Here is a 14,589-nt window from a genome sequence, read left to right on the forward strand (position 1 = left end):
AAATCCGACTTTTTATTTTTTATGCAGCTTCTACTATATTTTGATTAACTGTTTCCTTATTTAAAGCATTAACTATTAATTTTCTTATCATATCAACTGGAATAATTGTAATTGCCATAAGAATTATAACACCCCAATGATTTATTGAAATTGGAGTACAACTAAATACTTCTCCTCCAATTATAGTTAATACAACTTGAACTACAACTATAATCCCCATAACTTTTATAAAGCTCATATTTTCTCTTATATGTTCAAGTACATTAGTATTTGTACTTCTTACATTAAATCCATTAAATACTGCACAAAGTACAAACATTGAAAAATATGCTGTCATGTGCTCTTCAGAACTACTGAACATATTTACAAAGAATGGAGCTTTTAAAAATACAAAACTTAATATAGTTACCCAAACACCTGAAAAAATAATTTGATTCATCATATTTTTAGAAACTATACTTTGAGTTCTTGATTTAGGTTTTTCAAGCATATATTTTTTAAGAGCAGGTTCTGAACCTAATGCTAATGCACCAAGACCATCCATAACTAAGTTAATCCAAAGAATATGAGTAATTTTAAGAGGTTCCTCAATTCCAAAGAAAGGTGAAATAGCACAAACTGCAACTGCTGCAACATTTATAGTTAACTGGAATTTTATAAACTTTAATATATTATTATAAATTGTTCTACCATATAAAATAGCACTTTCAATTGATTTAAAGTTATCATCTAAAATTACTATTGCTCCAGCTTCCTTAGCTACATCTGTACCGCTACCCATGGCAAACCCTACGTCTGCTCTCTTTAATGCAGGAGCATCATTAACACCATCACCAGTCATACCACATACAAGATTTAATTCTTGTGCAAGTCTTACCATTCTAGATTTATCAGTTGGTAACGCCCTAGCAATAACCCTTAAATTCTTCATAATTGCTTTAACTTCTTCATCAGACATTTTATTTAACTCTTCTGAAGTTAAAGCTATATCTGAATCACTTCTTAATAGACCTGCTTCTTTTGCAATAGCAACTGCTGTTTCTTTTCTATCACCCGTTATCATTACAACTTGAACACCTGCATTTTGAACTTCTTCAATAGCTTGTTTCGCTTCAGGTCTTACATCATCACGTATTCCAACAAATCCAACAATAACTAAGTCATCTGGAAGACTATCTTCAACTAACTCACTTTCACTATATGCAAATGATAAAACCCTCATTGCTCTTATAGCCAATTCATCTATCTTAGAATTAATTTTATTTTTATTTATATCAACTACATTTCCATTTTCATCTAACATCTTTGTAGCCTTAGCAAGTAACCTTTCAGGAGCTCCCTTATAGACTGTTTTTCCATTTAACTGACTTGCGGAATATTTATTAGATGAATTAAATCCTTGTGATTTTTCAACTTCAATATGTGTTAATTTGTCCATTTCTTCTTGTGTTAAGAAGTTAAGTAAAGCCTTATCTGTAGCATTTCCCCCTACTACCTTACCATTTGCATCAAACATTGCTCCTGTATTTTTACCAATACAGATCTTCATCATTTCCTTTACTTTAGAACCTTGTTTATAAGTATCTTTTAAATTTCCATCAAAAAATTCAACAACTTCTAATTGCCCCTTAGTTATTGTTCCTGTTTTATCTGAAAATAAAATATTTAATGAACCAGCTGTCTCAATACCTATAGGTTTTCTAACAAGTACATTATTTTGTAACATCTTAGAAGTATTTCTCATAAGAACAATTGCAATCATAAGTGGTAAGCCTTCTGGAACTGCCATAACAACAATAACAACCGCAAGCATTATAGCTTCTAATACATCTTTAAATATTAATACTCCACCAATTGAAAAATACTCAGCAAATCCACCAGCTACTATTACTTTATGTCCAAGCAATGCTAATGCAATAACAACTGAACCAATATATCCAAACATAGAAATTTGTTCTGCAAGTTTAGTAAGCTTAACTTTTAATGGGCTTTCTACTTCATCATCAGCCATATCATTAGCCATTGCACCCATCATAGTTTTCATACCAACCTTAGTAACTTCCATAACTCCTTCGCCGTTAAAAACTACTGCGCCTCTAAACAAAGAATATAAATCTACAAAAGTATCACCAGTAACATCAGCTGTCATAGCAACTTCCTTATAAGTTTTAGAATCTTCTACAGCAACCTTTTTACATTCTTCTGCTTCACCATTAAGAGCTGAATTGTCCACTCTTAACTCTCCTTGATAAAGGTAACCATCAGCTGGAATTTTATCTCCACTTTGAAGAATTACCATATCACCTACAACAAGTTCCGTTATTTCAATTTCAACAACCTTACTATCCCTATATACCTTACACACATCTTTTTTAGTTGAGTCTTTTAATTTTCTATATTCATTATCACTTGCAATTTCTGTTTTTGCAGAAATTCCAGTTACTAATAATACAGATACAGCTATACCTATCAATTCTCCAAATTCAGCATATCCCAAAAACGCCATTACTGCCATAATCGCTGCAATTGCTAATAATAATTTAATCATTGGGTCATCAAATGCACCCTTAAATTTGTCCCAAAATGTTTCTGGCTTTGCTTCATGGATTATATTATCTCCATGGAGGTTTCTACTTTCATCTACTTGCTTTTTATTAAGCCCTTTAATCATTATTTTTTCTCCTTCAATAAAATTTACATATTATAAAAATAATGTATAAATAATATATTATCATTTATTTAAATAATTTTAAAATAATACAGTATTAATTTTTTTAAAAAATATAAATGCAAAATAAATTTATCTTTTGCATGTATACTTTAAAATTATTGATATAAAGCTAATACTCCATTTAAGTCAGCAATTTTACCTTCTCCAACAGCTTTAAATTGCCATTCTGCTCCTGTTCTAATAAGCTCTGCAAAGATTATAGACGTTGCTGTAGATCCATTTTCTTTTAAATTAAATCTACAAATTTCTTTTCCATTTTGCTCTAAATCAACTAATCTAACATAGGAATTATTTATCATTCCAAATGTTTGTCTCTTTGCCATAGCTTCATGAATTGTAACAACAAAAACTATTTTTGCTATGTTTAAATCAATTTTATCTAACTCAATATTTATTGTTTCATCATCACCATCTCCAGCTCCAGTTCTATTGTCACCAGATAAAGCAATTCCTTGACCTTGTTTGTTATTAAAAAATATTACATTTGAAACTGTATTAAATTTATTATTAGCATCTAATAAAAAAGCTGCTATATCTAAATCAAAATCAGAGCCATTATTAGAAATATCCCACCCTGCACCAAGCATTACTCTCTTCAATCCTGGATTTTTCTTTGTTAAATCTAATATATCATTTTTATTTAAATTTAAAATTCCACCATTTTGAGCATTATTATTTGTACTTCCCATAGAGTTTCCAAAAAAACCTGAACCTAAATTAATTCCCATAATACTTCCTCCTTTATTTATACATGTCCGCTAAAGATTTAACTGTAGCTTGTAATAATTCACCCTTAGCTTTAAATTGCCAACTTCCGTTTACTCTTTGTAATTCTGCAAAAAGTAATGCTGTATTATTTCCACCATCTTCTGATAGATTATATCTACAAATTTCTTTATTTCCATTATCCTCATTTAATATTCTAATATAAGCATTTTTTACTTTAGAAAAGTTTTGCTTTCTTGATACTGCATCATAAATATTTAAAGCAAATATAACTTTCTCACATCTTGATGGTAATTTATCTAAGTCTACTGATATTTTTTCATCATCACCATCTCCAGCACCTGTTCTATTATCTCCATGTAAGTATATTCCTTCACCCCTTAAGTTTCCAAAATATATTACTCCTCTATTTATTAGCCTATCATTACTATCTAATAATAATGCTATCAAGTCCAAATCATAATCTGCACCTAAATTAAAAAATCCCTTTTTTGCAACATCCCAACCAGCACCTAACATAACATGTTTTAGTCCTGGTTCTGCTTTTCTTAAATCTAAAATATCATTTTTTTGTAAGTTTAAAACCCCTGCCATATTACTTCTCCTTCAAATTAAATATTCTTTACATGTATAATCCTAAAATTCCATTTAAATCAGCAATCTTACCTTCTCCAATTGCCTTAAACTGCCACTCTCCATTTATCTTATATAACTCTGCAAAAATTACTGAAGTAACTGTTGATCCATTTTCTTTTAAATTAAATTTACAAATTTCTCTTTCATTACGTTCTTCATCTAAAATTCTAACATATGAATTTTCTACCATTCCAAATGTTTGTCTTTTTGCTTGTGCTTCATGAATTGTAACAACAAAAACTATTTTTTGAACATGAGGTGAAATTGCTTCTAAGTCTAATCTTATTCTTTCATCGTCACCCTCTCCAGCTCCAGTTCTATTGTCACCTTCTAAATAAATTCCTTGACCTTGCATGTTATTAAAGAATATTACATCATCTGGTATATTTTGAACTTTATTATTAGAATTTAATAAAAATGCTGCTATATCTAAATCAAAATCTTGACCTATACTAGCCACATCCCAACCAGCTCCTAATATTACTTTTTTAAGTCCTGGGTTTTTCTTAGTTAAATTTAAAACATCATTCTTTTTTAAATTTAAAGCATTTACTTCATTGTTACTCACATTAGATTTCATATTTCCAATCATTGATCCTAAATTAATTCCCAATCCTGTACCCCCTAATTATTAAATATTATTTTTAATTATTTTATGTGATAAATTATACCACTTAACAAATTAAATTTCAACTCTTTTTAAGGTATTTATTTTTTATTTATATCTTAATTATGTCCACTTTTAGATTTTTATTCATATATTTTCATATATTTTTTTTAAGATTGCGCTATATTTTTCTTCATAGTATGTTTTATTTGTTCAAGTTTAGCTGTATTTTCCACTCTTTGTACTCTATTAGCTTCTTGAATTGCTTTAGTATCTTCTATTCCTTTCATTATTGTTTCAAAAGATTTTTCTAATGTAGAAATAGCCACAGAACTTCCTGATGCCATTTTTGCAATTTCAACTGACTGTCTAGCTGTATTTTGAGCATTTCTCATAATAAGTTCATTAGTTTTATCATCTAATTGTTTAATTGATTTAGCTTGAATTTCTTGTCTTTTTAATATAACAGCTTGTGCTAAACATTGTTTAAATATTGGTAGTGTAACTATAAATGAAGAATTTATTTTTCTCATTAAATTAAAGTTAGACATTTGAATTGTTTGAATCATTGGAGCTGCTTGTATTGCAACATTTTCTGCAACTTGAAGGTCGTAAACACGTTGAGATAACATTTCTTTACTTATCTCAAGCTTTTGCATTAACATATGTTTTTCCTCTTCATTCATTGCAGGATACATAGGTATTTGATTAATATATAAATCTATTTCTTCTAATGCTAATTCCCCAGCAACAATATACTTTTCTAATAATTGATAATAATGAAGGTTTGCATCATATAATTTTTTTAAATTTGCATTTGATTCTTTAATATCATTTTCATATTTCTTTAGCAATACATAAATTTTCTCTACTTCATATCCCATAGTATCGTATTTTTGAAATAATTTAGCTACACTATTTCCAACACCCTTTATAAGCTTAGAAAACATAGATGGCTTTTGTACATCTTCAAGTTCTTTAACATCAAATTTGTCCATTATTTTAGTTAAATTAACCAGCATTTCACTAGCTTCTTCTGATTTTACAGCTTTCATTGATTTTAATAACTCATCTGAAACCTTAGATATATTTTCACTTGCCTTTTGTCCAAACATAACTATAGAATTAGGATTTTGTATTTCTACTTCACCAGTAAGATCTTGAACTTCCTTTAGCCCTCTTAATCTTTGCTTGTATTCTGATATAGTTGATGTATCAAAACTATTATTTGAAATTTGCATATTATCATTTTGATACATTCCCATTTCTCCTTGATAACCCATTTGATTATTTAAAAAATCACTTTGATTACCTTGATACATCGGTTGATTTCCATAGGTATCATTATTTAAAGATTGTCCAAACATATTGTTATAATTATTATTCATTTTAAAACTTCTCCTTTTTTATCTTTTTAAAAATCTTGAAAAAACACCTTGCTTTAAATTCATAAGATTTTTATATTTTGAATTATACTTCATTACATCTAATCTAAAATCATTTAAAGCAGAAGCTTTTATAACATTATTAATATTAAATAACCCTGATGGATTAAATATAACTATATCAATTCCTACAATATGAAGATATCCTAAAAGCATTTGCATAGATTCTGGCATTGTATTTTCATCTTCAAGATAAATTACTAATTTAGGTATATTAGATGTAAAATCAAAATTATCTATAAGCCTCACAATACTTTCATTTAATCCTAAAACTAATATTAATAATTTTAATATTTCTTCTTTAGTAAATACTTTATTGAATAACTCCTTACTTTTTATAGTTTCATTAAATTTATTTAGTAAAAAATTTTGAACATCTTCACTATATTTTTTAAACTTATATATTGATAACTTTTTAAGTTCATCTATATCAAAAGAACCATCACTTAATTGACAAAACATAAGTTGATACATATCATCTGTAAATTGTACATCCTCTGAAAAATATTTACCTGTAAAAAGTAAAGTATTGGGCGATGTTGTACAATATTTAACTAACCTTTGATATTCAAACTCATCACTATATATTCCATCTATCTTTTTAAAAAAACATGGAACTTGAACAACATCACCTTCAACTTTAAAGCCACTTCTTAATTTACAAGGCTCATTCCAATAGATATAAATATCTTCTAAGATTGTGTCTAATAAAACGCTTTTTGTATATCCTTTCCTAAATTGCCATGGTTTAAACATTCCAGTATTAGAAAAAAGCTCTTCCTCTACTTCTCGTTGAATTTGTTTAGTTATTGTTTCAAAGTTATCAATTATTTTTCCCTTACTAGCTCTTTCTTTAAATGATTCTACACTTAAAATTTCCATATATTTTATACATTTACTTAATCCATTGTCTTCAATTTCATTCCATAACTCTTCTTTTAGTGGATTTATATAAATAACATCAAATCCCATTTTATATAGCATAATTAAAAAATATATTTCATGTCTTTGAATATTTCCATAATAAACACACTTTGGATTAATACTTGAATCAAACTTTATATCTTTAGCATAGGTATATGCCCACACAATTAATTTTGTTATAAAATTATTTCTTACATTATCATTAAAGAAATTCTCCTTATTACATGCAATTTGTATAACATACTCTAAAGAAGTTAAAAACTTTAAATTAACTTCAAAATCATCAAATATGGTTATATCTTGTGTAGAAATCTTATAAACATCCATTGATTGAAGTTCATTAAAAATATATTGAATTAATTCCATTTCTCCACTTAATGGAATACTATTATCAAATATAATACACTTATCTTTTTCTTCTATAAATTTACTTTCAATTGTTTTAATATAATCATTATATTTAGAACTATCATTTACACCTATAAATCTATAAAAATATGGATTAAATTTATTATATGTATCTTCTCTTTCATAGATAGTTTTAAACATATAACTTATTATGTTTTTTAAGTCTATAGCCATTTTATAAATAAACTCCTTATCTTTTTAGAATAGAACTCGTATTAAAACTATTTAATAATATTTTTTTATTAAATTAATCTTACTTTTTTACACAATCATCCTTTTTATATAATTATAACAAAATAATTTATATTTTGCGAAAATGTTAATTTGATATATTTTATTAATTTTATTTAAATAAATTTTATATTTTTAGATAATAAAAAATATTTCTTAATAAATTTATATTTAAAGCCTTCATATTTACCAAATTTTAACTGTTATTAATTTGATTTACTATATTATGATTATATGTTAAAATAAATTGTAGAATTTACACATAAATTAAATTTTTTTAAAAAGGGAGAGAGAATATGTATTTAATAATTTCCATTTTGGCTTTATTAATTGCATTTTTAATTGCAGTTATAAAGCCTGAATACCGAAAACTCTTAATAATAGTAAATGTAATTATATGTGTTATATATACTATTTGGCGCTTTACTGTAATACCTATTCATCATGGTATTGTAAGCTTTATACTAGGTGTTTCTTTATACAGTGCTGAAATATTAGGATTAATTTCATTTTTAAATTTTCAATACTTATTTAGTAAAAATTATAAGCTTGAAAATAAATCTTTAGATGATTACACTTCAGAAAATATTCCTTCCATTGATGTACTAATTTGCACATATAACGAACCATTAGATTTACTTCAAAAAACTATTATAGCTAGCAAAAAATTATATTATCCTAAAGATAAAATTAAAATTTATGTTTGCGATGATGGGCATAGAGATGAATTAAAGAAGTTATGTAAAAATTATAAAGTTAACTATATTACTAGAGAAGATAATGAAGGTGCAAAGGCTGGAAACATAAATAATGCATTAAATATAATAAATGGTGATTTATTTGCTGTTTTAGATGCAGATATGATTCCAAAAAAGAATTTCTTATCAAAAACTGTAGGATATTTTTCAAATGAAAATACAGCTTTTGTACAAACTCCTCAAGTTTATTATAATCAAGATATGTATCAATATAATCTAAATAAAAAAATTCCTAATGAACAAGATTTTTTCATGCGTGATATAGAAGTTGCTAGAGCTGCAAGTAATGCTGTTTTACATGTTGGAACAAATGCAATATTTAGAAAAAAATATGTTATGGAAATTGGTGGCTATCCTACTTGTTCAATAACTGAAGATATGGCAGTTGGAATGTTACTACAAGCTAAAGGTTATGATTCAGAATTTATAAATGAGGAATTAGTTTTAGGTTTAAGTGCTACTACCTTTACTGAACTTGTTAAACAAAGAGATAGATGGTGTAGGGGAAACCTACAAGTAATGAAAAAATTTAATATATTATTTAATAAAGGTTTAACACTTGGTCAAAAAATAGCATATTTTGATGGCTTAATATATTGGCTTTCTAGTATTCAAAAAATTGTATACATACTTTCACCATTGATTTTTTTATTAAGCCGTAAGTTGATAATAGATTCTACTGTTGGTGATTTATTATCTTTATTTGTTCCATTTTTATTAGGACAAGTATTGATATTTAATATACTTTCTCCTAGAACTAGAAGTTTAAAATGGTCTCATTATTATGAAATTGCCATGGCCCCTCATATAACTCTTTCTATACTAAGAGAGCTATTTTGTTTAAAAACAAAGTTTAATGTTACATCAAAAGATTTAACTACTGATAAAAAGCAATTTCATTTTAAAATGGCATTACCTCACATTTTAATAGCAATTGCTAGTATATTAGCTTGGGTATTTGGAAGTATATTCTTATTAAATAATAAACTTGACTTTGGAGCTTATTTAATTAATATTATTTGGAGTATATATAATTTTTTTGGTACATTAATTTGTATTAAAGTTGCATACCAAAATCCAATATACAGACAAAGTGAAAGAATTCCAGTAGAAGAGAATATACCTGTATTTATTAAGACCTCTCAAGGTGACTTAGATGGATTATTATTGGATATTTCAGAAAAAGGACTTGCTATAAAATTAAAAAATCATTTAAATTTGAACTTAAATAACAAAATAGATATATGTATTAATAATCAAGTTATTCCTTGTATAATTGCAAGAAATATTAATAATATTTTAGGATTAAAATTTGATTCTTTAAATGATAATCAACTTTACTTTATAATGGATATATATATAAATAATATGCAAGCTTATTATGACCCAAAAAAATCACCAAAATATATAAAAGATAATTCTTCTAAAAAGAGATTTTTTAAATTTAATAAATCAAAAGTTCAATCTACTTAAAAAAGAGCTATTCGATAATTGTAAATTATCGAATAGCTTATTTCTATATAAGGTACCTTTAAGTCTATAAAAAACTTTAAATTTATCTGTCTTTATAAGTTCATTATGTTTATTTCATATCCACAATTGTGTGTTAGCTACTATTCTTTAATGCTTATTGAACTTTTTATTTTAAATTTTCACTAAAATTTCATTTATATCTTCACTAACCTTACGCCTTTCAGTATAAACCCAATCAACATCAAATTTTAACTTAAATATTTTAGAAAATGAATAATACATATTTATTTTTTGATAATAAATTTCTAAATCATCAAGATTACCTGTAAAACATGTTGGTTTTGTTATTTCCTCTAATTTAGCAACAAAAACTTCATCAACATATTCTAGAAATTTATCCATTAGTTCTTCACTTGAAACATCAAAAGGAACCTTTAATAAATCCCATTGATCTTCTTCTTTAAGTTTATATCTTTTAATTTTTTCTAATATTAATAAATACTCACTTATATCCATTTTAGTATAATAATCTATTTTTGACTCTCTAGTTTTCCACAATACTAATTTTTCATTTAAAGGTAAACTTTTTATAGTTAAAATAGCTTCTGAAGGTCCTATTACAGCATGCTTTATAATATCATCTTTCACTTCTAACTTTCTGCTTATTAAATTATGAGTATCTGAAACACCTGCTACATATCCTGTATCATATATTCCTTTTCTTCCTGCTCTTCCTGCAATTTGTTTAACTTCTTGAGAAGTAAGCTCCCTTACTTCTTCACCATCAAATTTTCTTATAGCCATAAATATTATTCTTCTTATTGGCAAATTAACTCCCATTCCGATTGCATCTGTTGTTACTAAAACCTTATTTTCCTTATTTATAAATTGTTCATACTGCATTTTTCTAACTTCTGGAGGTAAATCTCCATAAATAATACTTGTTTTAATATTTTTATTTGAATAATCTTGTGCAATTTCTAATACTCTCTTTTTTGAAAAAACTACGATAGCATCTCCTTCTTGAACATCATTATAACTAAAGTTTTTTGTTTCAACTATTAAAGGTATGCTTCTATGATATTCCTTAATTTCATAATCATCTTCACAATCTTCTAATATTTTAATTAATAATTCCTTAGCATTCATTGCTCCACAAATATGAATTTCATTACATCTTAATCCTAAAACAGCCCTACTCCATGCTATTCCTCTTTGAGTATCATTAATCATTTGAATTTCATCAATTACGGCAATATCATAATTTTGCTTTAAATTAACCTTTTCAATAGTACATGAAATATGTGTAGAATTTTCTTTTATTATTTCCTCTTCACCAGTCATTAAATCACATACTATTCCTTCATTATTTAGCTTATCATAATTTTCTAATGCAAGAATTCTAAGCGGAGATAAGTATACTCCCTTTTTAGCTTTCTTAAGTCTTTCTACTGCATTATAAGTCTTTCCTGTATTTGTATCACCAAGATGAATATATATTTTTCTTTTCATTCTTCTTGTTATCATATATTCATCCTTAGGATTATCAGGAAAGGCTTCTTCAAATGCTTCTCCAATAAGCTTTGGTATATGATTTTTAGTAAGAACTGTCATAATCCCTGAATTCAAAAATCCATTATAATTCCCTCTAACTACTTCATAAAAATCAAAATCAGTATTATTTTTCTTATTATAATCTTCAAGCATTCTCTTAGAAATTTCCTCTAAAAGCTCTTCATACCTCTCACATACAGCATCATATTCCTTAAAACCTTCGTTTTCCATTTCTTTAAGTAACCTAATCTTCTTTCTAATAGAAGTTTCCTGCTCTGTTAATGCTCCAATTTTAGAATTATGTGCTATTTCTTCTATTTGATTTATTTGACTTTTTAATTTTTTAAATTCTCTTAGTGCTGCATTTTTTTTCATATAAATCCTCCACTACATTATTAGTTCTTTTATCCATGTTGCTTCTTTTTTCCTTATTTTCTTTACTATTTATTAATATAAAATTATTATAAATCACTTTACATTATTACCAAAGTAAAAATATTATATTAATAAAAAAGCTCCTAGAAAAATACCATTATACTTTAGGTAAATTTTCTAAGAGCTTTTTACTTAAAAATTATATAAATTAAATATTAATTTTAATTATTCTAAAAACATCTTAATATCATCTTCAACATTAGTTATTCCACCAATTCCAAAGTTTTCAACTAATACCTTAGCTACATTAGGTGAAAGGAATGCTGGAAGTGTTGGTCCTAAGTGAATATTTTTAACTCCAAGATATAATAATGATAACAATACTATTACGGCCTTTTGTTCATACCATGCAATATTAAATGCTATTGGTAATTCATTAATATCTTCTAATTCAAATACTTCCTTTAATTTTAAAGCTATTAATGCCAATGAATATGAATCATTACATTGCCCTGCATCTAAAACTCTTGGAATTCCATTTATATGCCCAAGTTCTAATTTATTATATTTATATTTAGCACATCCAGCTGTTAATATTACTGTATCATTTGGTAGAGCCTTTGCAAAATCTGTATAATAATTTCTTGATTTAGCCCTTCCATCGCACCCTGCCATAACAAAGAATTTTTTAATAGCTCCGGTTTTAACAGCTTCAACAACCTTATCTGCTAATGCTAATACTTGTGCATGAGCAAATCCACCTATAATTTCACCTTGTTCAATTTCTGTTGGAGCTTTGCACTTCTTAGCATGTTCTATAATTTCAGTAAAATCTTTAACTCCATTTTCATCAGCTTCTATATGAATACAACCTTCAAACCCAGCAGCTCCTGTTGTATACATTCTTGTTTTATAACTTTCGTTTTTTGGTGGTACTATACAGTTAGTAGTCATAAGAATTGGTCCATTAAAACTTTCAAATTCTTCTCTTTGTTTCCACCAAGCATTACCATAGTTTCCAACTAAATGTTTATATTTCTTTAAGTTTGGATAATAATGAGCTGGTAACATTTCTGAATGAGTATATACATCTATTCCTGTTCCTTCAGTTTGAATTAATAATTGTTCAATATCTTTTAAATCATGTCCTGATACTAATATCCCTGGATTTTTACCTACTCCTATATTAACTTTTGTTATTTCAGGATTTCCATAAGTTTCAGTATTAGCAGTATCTAATAGTGCCATACCGCTAACCCCTACTTTTCCCGTTTCTAATGTTAATGTAATTAATTCTTCAATGCTTAATGAATCATCTAAAAGCTTAGCTAAAGTTTCTTGCATAAATGCATCAATTTCTTGATTGTCATAACCTAAAGCATTAGCATGCTTTGAATATGCTGATAATCCCTTTAGTCCATAAGTTATAAGCTCTCTTAAAGATCTTATATCCTCATTCTTAGTAGCAAGAACTCCAACTTCATCACTCTTTGATTTTTTATCCATTTCTTCATTTGAAAATGCTTCCCATAAAGCAACCTTTGATAAATTTTCTTTATTATCTAATTTTAAAATTAATTCTTTCTTTATTCTTAAAGTTTCTTTCACTCTAGTATAAAATACTTCATTATCAAAATTAGCATTTGTAATAGTCATAAAAAGATTTAATGTTATAAAGTGATTTATTTCTTTATCAATTTTCTTTCCTTCTTTTCTTAAATTTGTTGTTACCTCTGATAATCCTTTAGTAACATATATTAATAAATCTTGCATATTTGCAAGTTCTGGGCTTTTTCCACATACTCCAAACTTAGTACATCCCGTGCATCCTGCTGTTTCTTGACATTGAAAGCAAAACATTTTATTTTCCATAAGTAAAATCTCCTTTTAAAATCCAATCTATGCACTTATTTTATATTTAATTTAAAAAATAGTCTGTAACGTTTGTTACAAACTATTTTTTAATTAAATAATTCTTCTTCTAATCCCACAATATCTAGTACAGTAATATTTTTCCTATCAAATTTAATATAACTTTTATCTCTTAAATTAATTAACTCTCTTGATAAAGAAGGTCTTGGTATACCTAATAATGAAGCTATTTCCTCTTTTGAATTATTTAATATTATTAAATTACTTTTCTGTTCCTTGACTTCATTTAAAATATAATTTATAACTTTTTGCCTTAAAGTTTTAAATGATATACTTTTTATTTTTGAATTTAAAATTAAAACTTTATTACTTAATAATGACATAAAGTTTTCTAATATCTTTTCTTCACTAGAACATAACTTTAAAACATCACTTTTATTTATAAAAAGAACTTTACTTTCGCTTAAAGATACAACTGTTGCAGGGTATGTTTTTGACTTTGAAAATATTAATGCTTCTCCAAAGACATCTCCTTGAATAAATCTACTTAATACTATATATTTTCCATTAGAATATACTCTTTGTATCTCTAATGTTCCAGATAGAACTAAAGCTAAACTTGTACACTCATCATCTTCATGCGCTATTATCTCCCCCTTACTATAATCCTTTATATAATATTTAATTTTATTTAAAATATCTTTTATTTCTTCATCAGTTACTCCAATAAACAATTTATTTTTCTTTATTATTTTAATTATTTCATTCATAAAATACTTCCTTATTTTTTTCATCATATTATAGCAAAGTTAAATGTAATAATCATTAACTTTATTTAATTAAATTTAT

General features: G+C 26.3%; 10 protein-coding genes. 1 reads left to right on the forward strand and 9 read right to left on the reverse strand.

Translation table 11 applies throughout. The features are described 5' to 3' along the window. Positions 1-19: 19 nt before the first annotated feature. The 6 genes from QZ321_RS06225 to QZ321_RS06250 form a co-directional block, all read right to left on the reverse strand. The gene (locus QZ321_RS06225) at positions 20-2,671 is read right to left on the reverse strand and encodes a calcium-translocating P-type ATPase, PMCA-type (protein WP_366512917.1); all 2,652 of its coding nucleotides are present in this window, start codon (positions 2,669-2,671) and stop codon (positions 20-22) included. Between the two features lie 155 nt (positions 2,672-2,826). Then, positions 2,827-3,459, reverse strand: a complete 633-nt coding sequence (locus tag QZ321_RS06230; RefSeq protein ID WP_291740706.1) for a TerD family protein — start codon at positions 3,457-3,459, stop codon at positions 2,827-2,829. Positions 3,460-3,472: 13 nt separating this feature from the next. After that, a complete protein-coding gene (locus tag QZ321_RS06235; protein ID WP_291740704.1) occupies positions 3,473-4,051 on the reverse strand; it encodes a TerD family protein in 579 nt (192 codons plus the stop codon). 28 nt (positions 4,052-4,079) lie between these two features. Continuing rightward, entirely contained in the window at positions 4,080-4,706 is a 627-nt protein-coding gene (locus QZ321_RS06240; protein ID WP_291740701.1) for a TerD family protein, read from the reverse strand. A 164-nt stretch (positions 4,707-4,870) separates the two neighbouring features. Next, entirely contained in the window at positions 4,871-6,088 is a 1,218-nt protein-coding gene (locus tag QZ321_RS06245; protein WP_291740700.1) for a toxic anion resistance protein, read from the reverse strand. 18 nt (positions 6,089-6,106) lie between these two features. Then, complete coding sequence (locus QZ321_RS06250; protein WP_291740699.1) at positions 6,107-7,651, reverse strand: YceG family protein; 1,545 nt, start codon at positions 7,649-7,651, stop codon at positions 6,107-6,109. Positions 7,652-8,004: 353 nt separating this feature from the next. Here QZ321_RS06250 and QZ321_RS06255 point away from each other — a divergent pair, with 353 nt between their 5' ends. Then, positions 8,005-9,939, forward strand: a complete 1,935-nt coding sequence (locus QZ321_RS06255; RefSeq protein ID WP_291740697.1) for a glycosyltransferase — start codon at positions 8,005-8,007, stop codon at positions 9,937-9,939. A gap of 171 nt (positions 9,940-10,110) precedes the next feature. On the opposite strand, the gene QZ321_RS06260 is transcribed toward QZ321_RS06255, so the two are convergent. From QZ321_RS06260 to QZ321_RS06270, 3 genes are all read right to left on the reverse strand, one after another. Next, positions 10,111-11,868: a DEAD/DEAH box helicase gene (locus QZ321_RS06260; protein ID WP_291747017.1), complete on the reverse strand. Its 1,758-nt coding sequence runs from the start codon at positions 11,866-11,868 to the stop codon at positions 10,111-10,113. A gap of 225 nt (positions 11,869-12,093) precedes the next feature. Further along, complete coding sequence (hcp, locus tag QZ321_RS06265) at positions 12,094-13,740, reverse strand: hydroxylamine reductase (RefSeq protein WP_291740694.1); 1,647 nt, start codon at positions 13,738-13,740, stop codon at positions 12,094-12,096. Positions 13,741-13,829: 89 nt separating this feature from the next. Next, positions 13,830-14,510: a Crp/Fnr family transcriptional regulator gene (locus tag QZ321_RS06270; protein ID WP_291740692.1), complete on the reverse strand. Its 681-nt coding sequence runs from the start codon at positions 14,508-14,510 to the stop codon at positions 13,830-13,832. Positions 14,511-14,589 lie beyond the last annotated feature (79 nt).

This window comes from uncultured Clostridium sp. (assembly GCF_910588715.1).
Classification (GTDB): Bacteria; Bacillota; Clostridia; order Clostridiales; family Clostridiaceae; genus Clostridium.